This is a genomic window from Streptomyces sp. NBC_00390 (genome assembly GCF_036057275.1).
Lineage (GTDB): Bacteria > Actinomycetota > Actinomycetes > Streptomycetales > Streptomycetaceae > Streptomyces.
Map to the genome: position 1 here is coordinate 3,891,157 of NZ_CP107945.1, position 17,945 is coordinate 3,909,101.

The following is a 17,945-nucleotide window of genomic DNA, read 5'->3' on the forward strand; positions in this document are numbered from 1 at the left end:
TCCGCGTGAGCAGTCTCCGCGTGAGCCGTCTTCGGGCCTCAGCCCGCGAGCAGCTGCTTCACCACGGCGGCGACCCGGCCGCCCTCGGCGCGGCCCGCCACCTTCGGGTTCACGATCTTCATGACGGCGCCCATGGCCCGCGGCCCCTCGGCGCCGGCCGCCTTGGCCTCCTCGACGGCCTGGGCCACGATCTGGTGGAGCTCGTCGTCCGTCAGCTGCTGCGGCAGGTAGGTGTCGAGGATGACGCCCTCCGCCTTCTCCCGCTCGGCCTGCTCGGTCCGACCGCCCTGGGCGAACGCATCGGCGGCCTCGCGGCGCTTCTTCGCCTCCTTGGCGATCACCTTCTGCACCTCGTCGTCGGAGAGCTCGCGGGCGGTCTTGCCCGAGACCTCCTCCTTCGTGATCGCGGCGAGGGTCAGCCGGAGCGTGGAGGAGCGCAGTTCGTCGCGCGCCCTGATCGCCTCGGTGAGGTCTTCCTGCAGCTTGGACTTGAGCGTTGTCATGACTTCTTCATAGCCTTTTCTCATGGACCCGGTCAACGAGTATTCGCAGGTCAACAATTACTCGGAACGGCTCCGCAGGCCGGCCCGGATTGCCGGGTCTCAGCGAGACAAGCGCAGTCGTACCGACTGGACAGGGGAACCGCGGCGGCGATCTACTGCCGGATGTCGCACGTGAACGACGACGATCAAACCGGTGTCGGCCGACAAGAGCGTATCTGCACTGACATCGCGCAGCGGCTCGGTGTGACGGTCGATCAGCGCCTGGTCTTCGTGGACAAGACCGGTCGGCGTGGCAGCGCAACAGGCAGCGGAAGGGGTGCAACGCCCTGCTCGATGCCGCGCGGTCCGAAGACATCCGCCACCCTGCACGGCCAGGCGAACCAACGGGATCTTGCCGACCCCGACGACCGGTTCTTTCTGCGCATCGAGGATGCGCACGCTTGCAGGTCCAGCGACGACACCTCCCGACGACTCAAAGACGCACTGACCGACCGCGCCCAGGACGGCAAGCCGCACACCCGCAAGCGGCGGTACGGCTACGACAGGAGCGGCACAGCCATCATTGCCGCAGAGGCCGAGATCGTGCGCGAGATTTTCTCCCGGCACCTCGACGGCGAGACGACCACAGCCATAGCCGTGGACCTCGATCGGCGCGAGGAACCCACCGCACTCGCATGAACGCCGTCCTGCGGTTCCTGCTCAACGCCGTGATCATCGACGAACCGGGCACGAAGGGCAGGTACTTCGGCTTCGGGCGGGTGGACATCATCGAGGCGCGCTGCCTCAAAAGAGGACTGCTGCACATATCGGATGAAAGACAGGTAAGCATGACCTTCCTGGATGAGGGGCGCGTCTGGTGAAACCATGCCTATAGGTATGCAGCCGCCGGTGCGGCGCCTCTCTGTGCCACCCGGCCAGGAACGTGGGAGGCGAACCATGCAGGGCGACCCCGAAATCTTGGAGTTCCTCAACGAGCAGCTGACCGCCGAGCTGACCGCGATCAATCAGTACTTCCTGCACGCCAAGATGCAGGAGAGCTTCGGCTGGACCAGGCTTGCAGCGCACACCCGGCACGAGTCGTTCGACGAGATGAAGCACGCCGAGATCCTGACCGACCGGATTCTCCTGCTGGACGGCCTGCCGAACTACCAGCGGCTCTTCCATGTGCGGGTGGGCCAGGCAGTGACCGAGATGCTCCAGGCGGACCGCGAGGTCGAGGTCGAAGCGATCGACCGCCTCAAGCGCGGCGTCGAGGTCATGCGGGCCAAGGGTGACATCACCTCGGCGAACCTCTTCGAGTCGATTCTCGCCGACGAGGAAGACCACATCGACTACCTCGACACCCAGCTGGACCTGATCGAGAAACTGGGCGAGCCGCTCTACCTCGCCCAGTTGATCGAGCAGCCGGAGGGCTGACTCGCCGCGCCCCCGACCTGCGCAGGGCAGCCCGGGTACGTCCACTCGCGAGTGCCGGCCGCACGTCTCGGTGCCATGTCGCAGGTGCGCCCTCCAAGACCCCGTAGCTCTGCGCGCCCTTGCCGCTCGGGTCGGACCAGCGGTGACACCACCCGGTCAACCGGCAAATCTCGCACATCCCCTTTGTCTTAGGTTAGCCTGACTTAAGCGAGGTTAGCCTGACCTAACATCGGTCGGGTCGCCCGCCTGAAGACCGGCCCGCCGGCAACGGAGGAGTGGGGATGGTACGTACGCCCGGTATGAGGGTGAGGCTCGTGCTGGCGTCGGCGAGCGTCGGTCTGCTGGCCCTGGGCACCGCGGGATGCGGCGAGGAAGCCGACGGGAGCGAGCAGCCGACGGCCACCCCGCGCGCCGACAAGAAGATCACCGTGTACAGCGGGCGGAGCGAGGAACTCGTCAAGCCGGTGATCGAGGACTTCGAGAAGGCCAGCGGTATCACTGTCGACGTGCGGTACGGCGAGACCGCGCAAATGGCCGCCCAACTGCAGGAAGAGGGCGGCCGGAGCCCGGCGGACGTCTTTCTGGCGCAGGACGCCGGGGCACTGGGAGCCGTGACCGAGCACGGGCTGTTCGCGACGCTGCCCGACCAGGTCCTGGACAAGGTGCCATCGGCCTACCGGGCCGAGGGCGGGCAGTGGGTCGGGGTGACCGGCCGCGCGCGCGTGATGGTCTACAACGTGGACGAGGTTCCCCGGGCCGACCTGCCGAAGTCGGTGTTCGAGGTGACCGAGCCCGAATGGAAGGGCAAGGTCGGCATCGCGCCGACCAACGGCTCGTTCCAGGCCTTCATCACCGCGATGCGAGTGAAGTACGGCGACGAGAGGACACAGGACTTCCTCGACGGACTGAAGGCCAACGACGCGCAGATCAGGGAAGGAAACGCGCCGATCGTCGCCGATGTCGACAAGGGCACGCTCGCCGCCGGGCTGGTCAACCACTACTACGTGTACGAGCTGGCCAAGGAAAAGGGCACCAGCGTCGATGACCTCAAGGCGCAGAACCACTTCTTCCCCGACAAAGACATCGGCTCCCTGGTCAATGTCTCCGGGGTCGGCGTGCTGAAGAAGGCCGGCGACGACCCCGACGCGCGGGAATTCGTCGACTACCTGCTGGGCACCGGGGCGCAGACCTACTTCGCGGAAGAGACCTACGAGTATCCGCTGGTGGCCGGCGTCGACACCGCACCCGGCCTGCCCGAACTGTCCTCCCTCGCGGCGCCGGACATCGACCTCGACGATCTCGCCGATCTGGAGACCACGATCAAAATGATCAAGGATTCGGGGCTGGCCTGAGTACCACGCCGACCCTCGCCCTCCGTGGGGTGCGGCGGCTCGTGCCGCGCCCGGCGCTGGCAGTCGCTGCGTCCCTCGCGGCAGGCGTCGCCCTCATCCCCCTGGCCTACCTGGGCGCTCGAGTCGGCCAAGCGGGCTGGGACCGGATCGCCGACGAACTGTTCACGGCACGCACGGCGGAACTCGCCGCCCGGAGCATGGCGCTGGCGGCCGTGGTCACCGCAGGATGCACGGTGGTCGGCGTGGCCTCGGCGTTCCTCGTCACCCGGACCGACCTGCCCGGGCGACGGCTCTTCGGGGTGCTCGCCACCCTGCCACTCGCCGTGCCCACCTATGTCGCCGGGTTCGCCTGGGTCTCCACGGTCAGTGGATTCGAGGGTTTCTGGCCGGCCGCGCTGGTACTGACGCTGTGCTCGTACCCGTACGTCTACCTGCCCGTCGCGGCCGCGCTGTCGGGCGCGGACCCGGCGCAGGAAGAGGTCGCGCGGTCGCTCGGGCGCGGGCCGTGGCGCACGTTCACCGGCGTGACCATGCGTCAGGTGCGGCCGGCGATCACGGCGGGTGCGCTGCTCGTCGCTCTCTACGTGCTCTCCGACTTCGGTGCCGTATCCCTGGTACGGGTGGACGTCCTCACGCGGGCCGTCTTCGCCTCGATCACCCTGGGATACGACCGCACCGGCGCGCTGGTCCTCGCCACCGCTCTGTGTGCGCTCACCGCGCTCATCCTGATGGGCGAGCAGCTGACCCGGCGCCACGGGGCCCGCTATGCGCGGCTCGGCGGCGGAGGGGGACGGCCCCCCGTGCAGCTGCGGCTGGGGCGGTTGCGTTGGACTGCCGTGCTGGGGCTCACCGGCGTGGCGGCACTGGCGCTGGGGGTCCCGGCGGCAAGCCTGCTGCGGTGGTCCGGTGAGGGCGTCTCGCGGCCCGGATCGACGGGCGGGATCGCCGCAGCGGCGGGCAACTCGCTGTGGTTCGCCCTGGCCGGCGCGGGCCTGACCATGCTGCTGGCGCTGCCACTGGGGCTGCTGACCGCCCGCGCGCCCGGGCTGGTCGCCGTCGCCCTGGACCGTCTGGCCTATGTGTCGCACGCACTGCCGGGCGTCGTCATCGGGCTTTCGCTCGTCTTCTTCGGGATCAACGTGGTGTACCCGCTCTACCAGAGCGTGTGGCTCCTCGCGCTGGCGTACGCGGCACTCTTCCTGCCGCTCGCGGTCGCCGCGGTCGGCAGTGCCGCAGTGCAGGCACCGCCCGCCCTGGAGGAGGTGGCCCGCTCGCTCGGCCGCCGCCGGTTGTACGTACTGCGCACGGTGACCATGCCGCTGGCCGCACCGGGCATCGGCGCCGGGCTGGTCCTGGTCTTCCTCACCTGCATGAAGGAGCTGCCCGCCACGCTGCTGCTGCGCCCGACCGGAATGGACACACTCGCCACCGAGCTGTGGACCCGGACGTCGGTCGCCGCGTACGCCGCAGCCGCGCCCTACGCGGCCCTGCTGGTGCTCGTCTCCGCCGTACCCGCCTGGTGGTTGTCGGCGCGCACCGGCGTCCTCACCCGGGGAGGAGGCAGCTGACATGGCGGAGCTGCGTATGGTCGACGTCCGCAAAGCCTATGGACGCGTCCACGCGCTGACCGGTGTGAACCTCACCGTGCGCTCCGGAATGCTGATCGCCGTGCTCGGCCCCTCCGGCTCGGGCAAGACGACCCTGCTGCGCTGCATCGCCGGCTTCGAGACATTGGACGTGGGCGAGATCCACGTCGGAGGCCACCGTGTCGCCGCCCCGGACGCTGCGACTCCGCCCGAGCGGCGGCGGATCGCGGTGGTCCCCCAGGAGGGTGCCCTCTTCCCGCATCTGTCCGTCCGCGACAACGTGGCCTACGGACTCGACCGGGCCGCCCGGCGCGCCGGGCGGGCCGACGCCGTGCTGAACCTCGTGGGCCTGGCCGGCCTCCAGGACCGGATGCCGCACCGCCTCTCCGGCGGTCAGCAGCAGCGCGTCGCCGTCGCCCGCGCACTCGCGCCACGGCCACGGGTCGTGCTGCTCGACGAGCCGTTCAACGCGCTCGACGCCGGGCTCCGGGCCGAACTGCGCCAGGACGTGTGGCAGGCGCTGCGCGCCGACGGCGCCACAGCGGTCCTGGTCACGCATGACCAGGCGGAAGCCTTGTCGATGGCCGACGAGGTCGCTGTCATGCGGGACGGCCGGATCGTCCAGAGCGGACCACCGGAGCTCGTCTACGGCTCACCGGTGGACCCGTGGGTGGCCGGCTTTGTCGGTGAGGCTGTGTGGCTGCCCGCCACGGTGGACGGATCCCGGGCCCGCACCCCGCTGGGCACGGTACCGGTGACGTTGGTCGCCGGCGGTCCGGCCGTCGGCCCGATGCGCGTACTGCTGCGCCCCGAGCAGATCACTCTCGCCCCGCCTGGGGTTCCCGGCACGGTCACCGCGACGGTCGTACAACGCGACTTCTACGGCCACGACGCGATGCTCGGCATGCGGCTCGGCGACGGCACCCCGGTGGCCGCCCGGATCTTCGACCCGGCCACGGTCCCGCCCGCCGTCGGCGACGAGGTCGGCGTGCGCGTCCGCGGCACCGCCCGCGCCTTTCCGGCCCGCAACTGCCATGACCGGTCCTGGCAATCCGGGCGGCCTTCGGCCGAATGAGTCACCGAACTCGACGATGTGCGCAACAGATACCCGCGCCGCCGGGGCGGTCATGACGGAACTCCTGCACCGACTCGCGCGTCCATGGCGCGGACAGCGCGGCCGCCTGGTGCCCCGCACTGCTCCCGCGGCGCGCGCCAGACCCCGGATGCCTGCGAACTTCCGTAGGGCTGCCGCCCGCGACAGGACCGCCGGGGTGCTCCGGGCAGACACAACGTCACTTCCGTGAAGACCAGCGCCTCCTGTGGGTGATCGTCGCGAGAAGCACGGCGGCGACGAGGACGGTCGTGCGGCCCAGCGAGTCAGGTGCGGCAGGCAGCGCGCCCGCGTGTTTCCGGGTGCGCGGGGGTGTGATGAACGGCGTACGGACAACGCCCTGACCACGTACGGCTCTGCCGGATCCGCATTTGGTAAGGCGGCGGACATACATCGGCCGCCGTACGGCGACGGCCGCGTCGCCTCCCGGTCATCGCCCGTTGACAGCCTGCGCAGATGCCGTCCATCCGCCTCCGTCTGCCGGTCGAGCCCCGCCACTGCCAACTGGTGGGACTGGTGGGCTCCGCGGCACTCGCCGCGGGCGGCGCGAGCGCCGGAGCGCTGCCGGTGCGGGAGGTGCTCGACCCGGGCTCGGGGCGCGCGGCGCTGGGCCTGGTCGGCGTGTACTTCGGACTCGTACTCCTGATAGCGGCCTGGTGGATGCTGGGCCGGGCGGTGCGCGGCCCGCGCCCCCCGTCCCCCCGCACCCTGCTGCTGACCCTCGCCCTGTGGGCGGCCCCGCTCGTGGTGGCCCCGCCGCTGTTCAGCCGGGACGTGTACAGCTATGTCGCGCAGGGCGCCATGGTCGACGCCCAGCTCGATGTGTACGCGTACGGGCCCTCCCGTCTCGGCGGCCCGCTCACCGCCGAGGTCGCGCCGCTGTGGCGGGACACCCCGACGCCGTACGGCCCGGTCTTTCTCGCCTGCGCGTCCGCCGTTGCGGGTGTCACCAGGGCGCAGATGTCCACGGGCGTGTTCGGCATGCGGCTTGTCGCACTGCTCGGACTGGGTCTGATGGCCGCCGCACTGCCCCGGCTGGCCCGGCACTGCGGGGCCGACCCGGCGGCGGCACTGTGGCTCGGGGCGCTGAATCCGCTCGTACTGCTGCATCTGGTGGCCGGCGCGCACAACGACGCGGTCATGCTCGGGTTGCTGGGCACCGGCCTGGTGGCCGCACTGGGCGGGCGGCCGGTGCCCGCCACCGTGCTGGTCACCCTCGCGGCGCTGGTGAAGGCGCCGGCGGCGCTGGGGCTGGTGGCGGTGGCGCTGATCTGGGCCCGGAGCATCGGCACCGCGGGCGTACCCGCATCCTGGCCGCGCACAACGCCGGGATCTGCGCGAGACCGGCGTAGCGCGCTGAGCGGCCCGCCGCTGCGCACGCTGTCGGCCCGGCGCCTGCTGCGGCTTCTGCGACTTCTACTTCTACGGCTTGCACCGCTGCGGCCCGTTCGGGCCTCGCGGATGCCGCCGGCGCCGACGACTCTGCGAACGCCCCGGACCCTGCTGACGCTGCGGGCCCGCTTCCCTCGGCTGACGGCCGGCCTCGCCGTCCTCGGCGTGTGCGCCGCCACCACCACGGCCACGACCGCCCTCACCGGCACGGGATACGGCTGGCTGTCCGCCCTCGACACCCCCGTATCGCCCGGGAACTGGTCCCTCACCAGCACCCTCGGCCGGATGACCACCACCCTCCTGAAGGACGCGGGCAGCGCACTTGCTCCCCTGGCCGCGCCCACCTGGCATCTGCTCGGTCTCGCCGCCACCGCGCTCGCGACCCTGCTCGCGTGGCGCAGGCACCACGCGCTGCGCCCCGTGTACGCGCTCGGCCTGAGCCTGACGGCGGTGGCGCTCCTCGGACCCGCGATCCGTCCCTGGTACGTGCTGTGGGGGCTGTTCCTGATAGCCGCAGCAGGACCGGTCCGTTCCGTACGCCGCTCTGCCGCCGCGGCCAGCGGCGTACTCGCCCTCGCCGTGCTGCCCAGTGGATTCGCCCCGGACGGGGCGCAGTTGACGCAGGCCGTATCGGGCGGGCTGCTCGCCGTGGCAGCGCTGTGGTGCGCCCACCGGATCGTCCGACGCTCCTCACGCCGCCCCCTTGGGAGTACCGCATGACCCAGCCACCCCCGACGACGCTGCGGCCCCTCGCCCAGCTCGCCCGGCGAGGACCGACGACCACGCGCGGGCGCGTGCTCACGGTGGCGGGGCTGGCGACGGTGGTCGGCGTGTTCCTCGCGACGGTGCCGCTGCACCGGGACTGGTTCGACCTGGGCGTCTACTACGGGACGGTCGACCACTGGAGCCGGACCGGCCGTATCTACGACTACCTCGTGCCCGGCACGCACTACGGCTTCACGTATCCGCCGTTCGCCGCTGTGGCCATGCTTCCGATGACGCTGGTCGACTGGCCCAGCGCGGTCGCGATCAGTGTGCTGCTCAACGCAGGTGCGGCGGCGGCGATTCTGCACTGGTCGGCGGGGGCGACGCTGCGCAGGCACAGCAGGCACAGGTGGTTCGCGTTCGCCGTCGCGGGCTGTCTGCTCGCCCTGCTCGAACCGGTCCGCGACACCATCAGCTTCGGCCAGGTGAATCTGCTGCTGCTGGTGCTCGTACTCGCGGACGCCAGGCTGCTCTCGACCAGCCACGCACGATTCGCCCGGTACACCCGGTATGCGGGCATCGGTATCGGCCTTGCCGCCGCGATCAAACTCACCCCGGCGATCTTCATCGGCTATCTGCTTCTCACCCGCCGCACCCGCGCCGCCGTCACCGCCACGGTCACCGCGGTCGCCGCCACACTGTTCGCCCTGTGGGCGGCGCCGGACGCCTCCCGTATCTACTGGACCGAGGCGATGTGGAACACCGACCGCGTCGGGTCGCTCGCCTATGTCTCCAACCAGTCCTGGCAGGGCGTCCTGGCCCGCATCACCGAGCCCGCCGCCCCGAGCCGTGCGGTGTGGGCGATCGGCGTGATCGTGCTGCTGTGCGCCTGGGCGTGGCGGGCCCGCGGGGCGGTGGCGGCAGGCAACGACGCGGCCGGGTTCGCGCTGACAGGCATCACCGCATGCCTGATCAGCCCGGTCACCTGGGTGCACCACCTGGTCTGGCTGGTCCCGGCCCTCGCCATCCTCGTCGACGCGGGCCTGCGCTCGGCGGCCGGCTCCCCGGCCCGCCGCCGGCTGCTGCGGTGGAGCGTCACCCTCTATGTGGTGCTGTGCAGCAGTGTGGTGTGGCTGTGGAGCAAGGACTCGTCCGGCATCGAGGGTTTTGTGGGCGGCAACACATACGTATGGATCTCGCTCGGCCTGCTGCTCACTCTGCCGGTGCTGCCCTCGCCCGCGTCCGCAGCCGACGACGTCCCACCGGTCCACAGCCCCTGACAGGTCTGCAACGATGGGCGTATGCGCGCACGCTACGGGCTCCCCCTGAAAATCACCGCAGGAATCACGGCAGTCGGCGCGGCCGGCATCGCCTACGCCGCCGGGATCGAGGCCCGGTCGTTCCGCCTGCGGCGCATCACCGTCCCCGTCCTGCCGCAGGGCATGCGACCGCTGCGCGTACTGCAGGTCTCCGACATCCACATGGTCTGCGGCCAGCGCAAGAAGCGCGCATGGCTCCAGTCGCTGGCGGGTCTGCGCCCGGACTTCGTCGTCAACACCGGCGACAACCTCTCCGACCCGGAGGGTGTGCCGGAGGTGCTGGACGCGCTCGGTCCGCTGATGGAGTACCCCGGCGTCTACGTCTTCGGGTCGAACGACTACTACGGCCCCAAGCTGCGCAACCCGGCCCGCTATCTCCTCGAGAAGGCCCAGGGCCGCCACGGCCTCAACGGCAACGCACCGGCGGTCGGTGTGGTGCACAACCCGTGGGAGGGGATGCGTGACGCGTTCGACGCGGCGGGCTGGACCGACCTGACGAACACACGCGGCCGGCTGAAGCTGGACGGCTACGAGATCGCCTTCACCGGCCTCGACGACCCGCACATCAGGCGCGACCGCTACGAGCAGGTCGCGGGCGGCCCCGAACAGGACGCCGACCTGTCGCTGGCCGTGGTCCACGCCCCGTATCTGCGCACGCTCGACGCCTTCACCGCGGACGGCTACCCGCTGATCCTGGCGGGCCACACCCACGGCGGCCAGCTCTGCATCCCCTTCTACGGCGCCCTGGTCACCAACTGCGACCTGGACACGGAACGTGTGAAGGGCCTGTCCACCCACTGGGCCGCCGGCAACGTGTCGTACCTCCACGTCTCGGCGGGCTGCGGCACGAACCGCTACACGCCGGTGCGTTTCGCCTGCCCACCGGAGGCAACCCTGCTGACGCTGACCCCCCGCGACTGAGCGGCCGTGACCGGCCGCTGGGCCTCGCAAAACCGGATTTCGTCTCCGGCCGCGGGTGGGCTAAAGTAATCGATGTCGCCGCGACAGCGGGGGCATCGGGGTGTAGCGCAGCTTGGCAGCGCGCTTCGTTCGGGACGAAGAGGTCGTGGGTTCAAATCCCGCCACCCCGACAGCTGAAACACCAGGTCAGGGCCGGTTTTCCTTCACGGGAAACCGGTCCTGACCCGTTCCTCGGGGCCTCCGCGCTTCCAGAAGACGCAGGGCACTGCTGCCCGGGTCAATCGATGGCGCCTCTGGTACGAGACCGAGCAGCTGTCCCTTCAGACCATCGCGAATCGAGAAGGGGTCAGTCCGGCCACCATTCGTCTCGCTCTGCTCAAAGAGGGCGTCACCTTGCGCGGTACCGGTAGCCGTCCACAGCGGCGCCGCGACTAGACCCGGACTTCGCAGGTTCGGGACTAGAGAGCATCGGCACCTCGGCCGGGCCCTCCTCGGGGGTGTGTCTCGTACATGCGGACCGCCACCAGCAGGCCGGAGGCGGCGGTGAGGGCGGCGATGGCCCAGATCGCGGTGGTCAGTCCGTAGACGTCGGCGAGGACGCCGGCGAGGAGGGCTCCGACGGCGAAGCCGCCGTCTCGCCACAGCCGGTAGACGCCGACGGCCCGGGCGCGCCAGGCGGGGTGGGCGACGTCGCCGATGACGGCGAGGAGGGTGGGATAGACGAGCGCGGTGCCGATGCCGAGGAGGACTTGGGCGGTGGCCCATACGCTGAACGTGGTGCCGGCGGCGACGAGGGCAATGGCGGCGGCTTGGAGCAGCATCCCGGCGGTGATGAGGTGTTTGCGGCCGATGTGGTCGGACCACCAGCCGGTGAGCATTTGGCCGGCGCCCCAGACGGCGGGGTAGAGGGCGGCGAGGATGCCGATCTGCGCGATGGACAGGCCATGGGTGGCGAAGAGGAGGGGGAAGATGCCCCAGGCGAGGGCGTCGTTGAGGTTGTTGACCATGCCGGCCTGGCTGGCGGCGGACAGGGCCTTGTCGCGCAGGCTGGTGAGCCGTGCGATCTGGCCGGTGGTCAGGTCACCGTCGTGGGCGCTGCCCGCCGGGGTGGTGTGGCGGGCGGCTTCGAAGCGGGCGTGGTCGCGGGTCTCGCGTACGGCGAGAGTGGACAGGCCCAAGGCCAGGACGACGTAGGCGGCTCCCAGGAGGAAGGGCTCGGGGCGAAGTCCCGCATGGTCGGCGATGGCGCCGGTGGCCATGGCGGTGGCGGCGACGGCCACGTAGCCGGCGGCTTCGTTGAAGCCCATGGCCAGACCGCGCCGTTCGGGGCCGACCAGGTCGATCTTCATGATGACGGTGGTCGACCAGGTCAAGCCTTGGTTGATGCCGAGCAGGACGTTGGCGGCGATGATCCAGCCCCAGGTTGGGCCCCAGGCGAGCATCGCCGGTACGGGCAGGGCGATCAGCCATCCGGCGATCAGGACCGGTTTGCGGCCGAAGCGGTCCGACCAGGTGCCGGCGAAGAAGTTGGTGACGGCCTTCGTCGCGCCGAACGCCACGATGTAGGTGAGGGCGGAGGTGTATGCGGAGAGGTGGAAGACGTCGTCGGCCAGCAGCGGCAGGACGGTGCGTTCCTGGCCGAGCATACCGCCGACCAGGGCGTTGATCAGGACGAGCAGGGTGAACTGAGCCAGGTTGGCCCGCAGTCCGAGGCGTATTGCGGGACGGGGCTCGCCGGTGGCGTGGGCGGTCACGCGGTCTCCTCCAGAAGACGGCCGGTGGCCTTGGACCAGTCGGCCGGCCCGCCGTCGAGGACAGCGAGATCCTTGTGGCCGGCGCGCTGCAGGAGGCTTGCAGCCGTCATGGCACGTTCACCGTGGCCGCACGCCACGACGGGGCGCCGGGGTGCCTCGGCGCTGCGTTCGGTGAGGTCGCCGAGTTCGATGTGCACCGCGCCGGGGATGTGTCCGGCGATGTGCTCGGCCCGCTGGCGGATGTCGAGCACGGGGCGCTCAACGATCTTGTCGGCGGTGAGCAGCTCGATGCGCTCCTGCGCCCTGTTGCCTGCGGTCCAGGCGGCCATGCCGCCATCGAGGTGTCCTGCCAGCCGTTCGTAGCCGATCTTCAGGGCCTGCCAGGTGAGTTCGGACAGGTCCTGGCCGGGGCGGGTGACGAAGACGAGCGGGGTTTCGTCGGGCAGCAGCCAGCCCAGCCAGGTGGCGAACTGGTCCCGCAAAGGGATGGAGACGGCACCGGGGATGTGGCCGGCGGCGAACTCTGCGACGGGGCGGACGTCGATGATCTGGGCGCCCTCGCCGATCAGGTGGCGCACCTGGTCTGGGGAGAGCGCGGCAAGAGTGGGGGCCGAGCGAAGGAGGGCGGGGCCGAGACGGTTCGCCTCACCCAGGCGGTCGAAGTAGGCGGGGTAGGAGCCGAGGCTGTCGAGCAGCTGCCGTACGAAGGTGTCTTCGTCCGGTGCGGCGAGCAGGGGGTTGGCCCGTTTCTGCGCGGCGATGGTGGTGGTGCGCTCGGCACCAGGCGGGGCGGAGCAGAAGGACCCGGCGCCGTGCGTCGGCCACACGGCTGTCGCGTCCGGCAGATCGGCCAAACGCCGCAGCGAGCGGTACTGGGCGCGGGCCAACTCCTCGGCGCGGTCGGCGCCGAGGAGGTCGGTGCGGGCGGCGGAGCCGACGATCAGGGAACCACCGGTGAAGACTCCAAGCTCGCGGGAGCCGTCCAGGAGGAGGAAGGACAGGTGCTCGTCGGTGTGGCCGGGGGTGGCCAGCGCCCGCAAGGTGAGGCCGCCCAGGTCGGTCTCGTCGCCATCGGCGAACGCGGTGTGTGCGAAGGCGCGGTTGCCGGCGGCGGAGGCAAGCACGGCGGCGCCGTCGTCGTGCGCGAGCTGCACGGCCCCGGAGAGGAAGTCGGCGTGCAGATGGGTGTCGGCGGCGTACGCGACCGTGAGGCCGCGCCGGTCGGCGGCCGCCCGCAGGGCGCGCAGGTCGCGGCTCGCGTCCACGGCCAGGGCCCGTCCGTCGCCGAGGTCGACGAGGTAGGCGCTGTTGCCCAGCCCCTCATCGACCAGCGGCATCAGGTGATCGTCGGCGAAGCCCATCAGGTCCTCCAGGTGTCACGGAAGGTGCAGGTCGCTCCAGCGCCCACCCTTAGCTACAATATTCCATGGAATGATGGAGGATGCCATGGGAGATCCTGCGCGCAAAGCCGCGCTGTACGACGCCTTCGCCCGGACCGGCAAGGCGTTGAGCAGTGGAAAGCGCCTGGAGCTGCTCGATCTGCTGGCGCAGGGCGAGCGTCCCGTCGACGCGCTCGCCAAGGCGGCCGGACTGAACCTGACCACCGTCTCGGCCCACCTGCAGACCCTCAAGCAGGCCGGGCTCGTGGCCACCCGCCGCGACGGCGTACGCATCCACTACCGCCTTGCCGGGGACGACGTCGCCACCCTTTACGCCCTGCTGCGCCAGGTCGCCCAGACCCATCAGGCCGGTGTCGAGCCCGCCCGTGCCGCCTACCTCGGCACCGACGACGCGGAGGAGGTCGACCGCGAAGAACTGCTGGCCCGCGCCGAGGCGGGGGAAGTCGTCGTCCTCGACGTCCGCCCGGCCGAGGAGTACGACGCCGGGCACATCCCCGGAGCCCTGTCCATCCCGCTCGATGAACTGGCCGAGCGGATCGCGGAGTTGCCGGACGGCGCCGAGGTGGTCGCCTACTGCCGCGGGGCCTACTGCGTCCTGGCCCACGACGCCGTGCGCCTGCTGCACGCCCACGGCCGCAAGGCGGTCCGGCTGACCGACGGGATGCTGGAGTGGCGACTGGCCGAGATGCCCGTCGACAGCGGGGCCGCAGCATGATCCCCGCGCAGCCCCGCTGCTGTTCGCCGGGGTTAGCGTCGGCACGGTTCGCCGATGCCGCGGTGTGGGCGAGCTGTGCCGTTCGGTTGCGGATTGTCGTGTCGTTTTCCTGTCAGGGATTCCGGTCGGGGTCGGATCGAGTAGTGCGGTGCGGTGTGCTGAGGAGGTTTTGATGTCGGGTGTTGCCGTCGCTGAGGTGCCGCGGGAGTCGGCTGCGGTCCCGCGCCGTAGGCGTGAGGGTTTGTGGTGGGTACGGGTACGGGCCCGCGTTGCCGCGGTGGCTGTGGTGCTGGCCGGCCTGGCCCTCCCGGTCGCGGCGGCCACGCCCGCAGCAGCCGCTCCCGGCACCTTCGCCTACGTCACCAACCAAAGCGCGAGCAGTGTGTCGGTGATCGACACGGGCACGAACACGGTCACCGCCACCGTCCCCGTCGGGACCCAGCCCTTCGGGGTGGCTGTCGCAGTAGTCCCCGCTTCGACAGCTGCCTGCCCCGTCGGCAGCGTCATCACCGGCGGCGGATTCGAACTCACCGGCCCCGCACCCAGCAACCTCACCAGCAAACCGGTCAACGACACCTGGCAAGTCTCCCTCACCAACCCCACCACACAAGACATCACCGCCACCCCCTACGCCGTCTGCGCCGACAACACCCCATAACAACACCGGCACCTGGGCGTGCGGAGGATGGTGCAAGTCCGTGTCTCGCCTGCCGAGCTCGACCGCGAGCGTCGACTTCCCCGAACCGGACACCCCAAGAACCAGCACGACACCCATGACCGCGGATGATCCCCCCGGCCGCACAGCCGGCGCCAGTGGGTTTCGGCGTACGCTCTCCGCCCGCAGCCGGACCAGTCAGCCGGCCCACCCGCGGCTCAGGGCAAGCCGTCCGGACCGGTGCGCGTAACGTTGCTCATCGATCCACTGCTCGATCCGGTCCACGGAGTCCGCGACCGGCTGATCCGTGGTGTCGAGCAGTTGCGTGCGCCAACAGGGGGCCTCGGCATTCCACCCGCTCCAGCGCTGCCAGACCATGTCTGGCCAGCTGTCCTCCATGATGACGTCGGGCCGATGACGGGGGTCGAGGGCGTGCTTGCGGTGCCATGCGGCCCAGCCGAGGAAGGCGTCCACCGCCTGAGCGTCCCACCGGCCGGGATCCCGTCGGGTGAGCCGGTCCCGCCGGGCCTCGTCGGCCACGTCGACCAGGCACACGGCGATGCCGTCCAGCAGCGGCGCGGAAGGCGCGGCCAGGACTTCGCCCAACGGGGACTGCCCGGTGAGCAGGAGGTCGATTCCACGATCCTGATACTCCAGTGCGCGCCGCACCCACATCTCGGTCATGCGATGGCGCCAGCGCAGATCGGCGTCCGCCGGCACCCCGAGTTCATCGAAGTCGTGCACAGCCACCTGACGAAGCCGGTCGGCCGCCGCATAGGCAAGCGTCGTCTTACCCGAACAACTGGACCCCGTCAGCTTGAGCAGCATCCCGCCAGCGTGCCAGGGCGGGCGCGCATCCTCGACCCGATTACGAGCGAACGGCCCTTACTCGAGGAGCGATTGGTGTGACCTGCTCCAGGCGACTCTGCCCTCTCCCTCGTGGAGGTAGCCCTGCGCGGCCCAGGTCACCCGAGGCTCTGGCGATCCGCCGAGCGGGCAACGGGACCTGGGAGCGCCGGGCGGAGTCCTCGAACTCGTTGAAGCCCGCACGAAGATGCAGCCCTCGAGGTTCGGGAAGAGACCGGCATCCGCGTCGAGGGCGACGAGCTCACCGGCGTCCACAGAACTCCACTCGAGGCATCCAACCCCGGTGTTCCACTGCAAGCCCTCAGTCGGAGTTGAACGAACGTCAGCAGCGTCCACGGCAGTTGGCCGGCTCACGCCCGAAGAGATCCGCGAGCGGACGGCCGAGGTCTGAGCCGTTCGCCTGCCCGATGCACAGGACGGAGACGGACCTCACGTCCGGAGCAACGCACCGTGGCCATGACCGCTCACCAGCCGGTCATCACAGCCGATGAGCTGCGGGGCGCGCGGTCTCGGCACTCACCGCGGGAGCCTTGTCGATCGGCACGCTCGCCGGCGGCGTGCTGATCACCACGCCGGTTCACCCCGGGCGGCCGAGGCGCGAGGCGTCTGCGCCGGCTCCCGCGCGGGCCGGTGGACGGAGGAGCTCAGGCGTTGCATGGCCATGCATTGTTATGCATACTCTTTCTATGTCCAAGGTTCTCACTTCACTGCCCACCGGCGAGCGCGTCGGCATCGCCTTCTCCGGCGGCCTCGACACCTCGGTCGCCGTCGCATGGATGCGCGACAAGGGTGCCGTCCCGTGCACCTACACCGCCGACATCGGCCAGTACGACGAGCCCGACATCGCTTCGGTGCCCGGCCGCGCAAAGACCTACGGCGCCGAGATCGCGCGCCTGGTCGACTGCCGGGCGGCCCTGGTCGAGGAGGGCCTCGCCGCACTCGCCTGCGGCGCCTTCCACGTCCGCTCGGGCGGGCGCGCCTACTTCAACACCACGCCGCTCGGCCGTGCCGTCACCGGCACCCTGCTGGTTCGGGCGATGCTCGAGGACGACGTACAGATCTGGGGCGACGGCTCGACGTTCAAGGGCAATGACATCGAGCGGTTCTACCGCTACGGCCTGCTCGCCAACCCCCACCTGCGCATCTACAAGCCTTGGCTGGACGCGGACTTCGTCTCCGAACTCGGCGGCCGCAAGGAGATGTCGGAGTGGCTGCTCGCCCACGGGCTGCCCTACCGCGACAGCACCGAGAAGGCGTACTCGACCGACGCCAACATCTGGGGCGCCACCCACGAGGCCAAGACCCTGGAGCACCTGGACACGGGTGTCGAGACCGTGGACCCGATCATGGGTGTGCGGTTCTGGGACCCCGAGGTGGAGATTCCCGCCGAGGACGTGACGATCGGCTTCGACCAGGGCCGCCCGGTGACGATCAACGGCGACGAGTTCGCCTCCCCGGTCGACCTGGTGATGGGGGCGAACGCGATCGGCGGCCGCCACGGCATGGGCATGTCGGACCAGATCGAGAACCGGATCATCGAGGCGAAGAGCCGCGGCATCTACGAGGCGCCCGGCATGGCACTGCTTCACGCGGCGTACGAACGCCTCGTCAACGCGATCCACAACGAGGACACCCTCGCCCAGTACCACAACGAGGGACGGCGCCTCGGCCGGCTGATGTACGAGGGCCGCTGGCTCGACCCGCAGGCGCTGATGGTGCGCGAGTCGCTGCAGCGCTGGGTCGGCTCAGCGGTCACCGGCGAGGTCACGCTGCGGCTGCGGCGCGGTGAGGACTACTCGATCCTCGACACCACCGGCCCGGCCTTCAGCTACCACCCGGACAAGCTGTCGATGGAGCGCACCGAGGACTCGGCGTTCGGCCCTGTGGACCGGATCGGCCAGCTCACCATGCGCAACCTCGACATCGCCGACTCACGCGCCAGGCTCGAGCAGTACGCGGGCCTCGGCATGGTCGGCACCGGCCAGGCCGCGCTCGTCGGTGCCGCCCAGGCGGCCTCGACCGGACTGATCGGCGCGATGCCGCAGGGCGGTGCCGAGGCCATTGCCTCGCGCGGCGAGGTCTCCGGCGACGAGGAGATGCTCGACCGCGCCGCGATGGAATTCGGCACCGACTGAACACATCGCCCACAGCTTCCTGCCGGACGACACCGGAACGGCGAGAATCGCGCACTGGTTCACAACTACCCGGACTAGACGGGAAGTTGGGAAATGTCAATACTCCTTGACGTC

Annotated in this window: 16 protein-coding genes, 1 tRNA gene and 1 pseudogene; 14 read left to right on the forward strand and 4 right to left on the reverse strand. The window is 70.4% G+C overall.

Annotated features, from left to right (window positions below; genetic code table 11):
- Nucleotides 1-38: 38 nt before the first annotated feature.
- Nucleotides 39-503, reverse strand: coding sequence for a GatB/YqeY domain-containing protein (locus OHS70_RS16815; RefSeq protein ID WP_328398319.1), 465 nt, complete (start codon nt 501-503; stop codon nt 39-41).
- A 171-nt stretch (nt 504-674) separates the two neighbouring features.
- Between OHS70_RS16815 and OHS70_RS16820 the strand changes: the two genes are divergently transcribed.
- The 10 genes from OHS70_RS16820 to OHS70_RS16865 all read left to right on the forward strand — a co-directional run bounded on the left by OHS70_RS16820 (nt 675) and on the right by OHS70_RS16865 (nt 10,475).
- Nucleotides 675-1,181 (forward strand): hypothetical protein, encoded by a 507-nt coding sequence (locus tag OHS70_RS16820; protein ID WP_328398320.1) that lies wholly within the window; start codon nt 675-677, stop codon nt 1,179-1,181.
- On the forward strand, nt 1,178-1,363 hold the full coding sequence (locus OHS70_RS16825) for a hypothetical protein (RefSeq protein ID WP_328398322.1): 186 nt from the start codon (nt 1,178-1,180) through the stop codon (nt 1,361-1,363). The genes OHS70_RS16820 and OHS70_RS16825 overlap by 4 nt, the downstream gene beginning before the upstream one ends.
- Before the next feature lie 76 nt (nt 1,364-1,439).
- Complete coding sequence (gene bfr / locus OHS70_RS16830) at nt 1,440-1,919, forward strand: bacterioferritin (protein WP_328398324.1); 480 nt, start codon at nt 1,440-1,442, stop codon at nt 1,917-1,919.
- A 281-nt stretch (nt 1,920-2,200) separates the two neighbouring features.
- Nucleotides 2,201-3,271, forward strand: a complete 1,071-nt coding sequence (locus tag OHS70_RS16835; protein ID WP_328398326.1) for an iron ABC transporter substrate-binding protein — start codon at nt 2,201-2,203, stop codon at nt 3,269-3,271.
- A gap of 41 nt (nt 3,272-3,312) precedes the next feature.
- Nucleotides 3,313-4,839, forward strand: coding sequence for an ABC transporter permease (locus OHS70_RS16840; RefSeq protein WP_328398328.1), 1,527 nt, complete (start codon nt 3,313-3,315; stop codon nt 4,837-4,839).
- Between the two features lies 1 nt (nt 4,840).
- Nucleotides 4,841-5,932, forward strand: a complete 1,092-nt coding sequence (locus OHS70_RS16845; protein ID WP_328398330.1) for an ABC transporter ATP-binding protein — start codon at nt 4,841-4,843, stop codon at nt 5,930-5,932.
- A gap of 492 nt (nt 5,933-6,424) precedes the next feature.
- The gene (gene mptB / locus OHS70_RS16850; RefSeq protein WP_328398332.1) at nt 6,425-8,080 is read left to right on the forward strand and encodes a polyprenol phosphomannose-dependent alpha 1,6 mannosyltransferase MptB; all 1,656 of its coding nucleotides are present in this window, start codon (nt 6,425-6,427) and stop codon (nt 8,078-8,080) included.
- On the forward strand, nt 8,077-9,345 hold the full coding sequence (locus OHS70_RS16855; protein ID WP_328398334.1) for a glycosyltransferase 87 family protein: 1,269 nt from the start codon (nt 8,077-8,079) through the stop codon (nt 9,343-9,345). The genes mptB and OHS70_RS16855 overlap by 4 nt, the downstream gene beginning before the upstream one ends.
- A gap of 21 nt (nt 9,346-9,366) precedes the next feature.
- On the forward strand, nt 9,367-10,305 hold the full coding sequence (locus OHS70_RS16860) for a metallophosphoesterase (protein WP_328398336.1): 939 nt from the start codon (nt 9,367-9,369) through the stop codon (nt 10,303-10,305).
- A gap of 96 nt (nt 10,306-10,401) precedes the next feature.
- A tRNA-Pro gene (locus OHS70_RS16865) sits at nt 10,402-10,475 on the forward strand.
- Nucleotides 10,476-10,763: 288 nt separating this feature from the next.
- Here the strand turns inward: OHS70_RS16865 and OHS70_RS16870 are convergent.
- A complete protein-coding gene (locus OHS70_RS16870; RefSeq protein WP_328398338.1) occupies nt 10,764-12,059 on the reverse strand; it encodes an MFS transporter in 1,296 nt (431 codons plus the stop codon).
- A complete protein-coding gene (locus OHS70_RS16875; RefSeq protein ID WP_328398340.1) occupies nt 12,056-13,420 on the reverse strand; it encodes an MBL fold metallo-hydrolase in 1,365 nt (454 codons plus the stop codon). The genes OHS70_RS16870 and OHS70_RS16875 overlap by 4 nt, the downstream gene beginning before the upstream one ends.
- Before the next feature lie 85 nt (nt 13,421-13,505).
- Here OHS70_RS16875 and OHS70_RS16880 point away from each other — a divergent pair, with 85 nt between their 5' ends.
- Both OHS70_RS16880 and OHS70_RS16885 read left to right on the forward strand, forming a co-directional pair.
- Nucleotides 13,506-14,174, forward strand: a complete 669-nt coding sequence (locus OHS70_RS16880) for an ArsR/SmtB family transcription factor (RefSeq protein ID WP_328398342.1) — start codon at nt 13,506-13,508, stop codon at nt 14,172-14,174.
- Nucleotides 14,175-14,346: 172 nt separating this feature from the next.
- Nucleotides 14,347-14,832, forward strand: coding sequence for a hypothetical protein (locus tag OHS70_RS16885; RefSeq protein ID WP_328398345.1), 486 nt, complete (start codon nt 14,347-14,349; stop codon nt 14,830-14,832).
- A 195-nt stretch (nt 14,833-15,027) separates the two neighbouring features.
- Here OHS70_RS16885 and OHS70_RS16890 read toward each other — a convergent pair whose 3' ends face one another.
- Entirely contained in the window at nt 15,028-15,657 is a 630-nt protein-coding gene (locus OHS70_RS16890) for a hypothetical protein (protein ID WP_328398347.1), read from the reverse strand.
- A gap of 149 nt (nt 15,658-15,806) precedes the next feature.
- On the opposite strand from OHS70_RS16890, the pseudogene OHS70_RS16895 reads away from it, so the two are divergent.
- Together OHS70_RS16895 and argG are read left to right on the forward strand one after the other, a co-directional pair.
- Nucleotides 15,807-16,084, forward strand: a pseudogene (locus OHS70_RS16895) (NUDIX domain-containing protein); the annotation flags it as partial.
- Nucleotides 16,085-16,382: 298 nt separating this feature from the next.
- Nucleotides 16,383-17,831, forward strand: coding sequence for an argininosuccinate synthase (gene argG, locus OHS70_RS16900; RefSeq protein WP_328398349.1), 1,449 nt, complete (start codon nt 16,383-16,385; stop codon nt 17,829-17,831).
- The last annotated feature ends 114 nt before the right edge of the window (nt 17,832-17,945 follow it).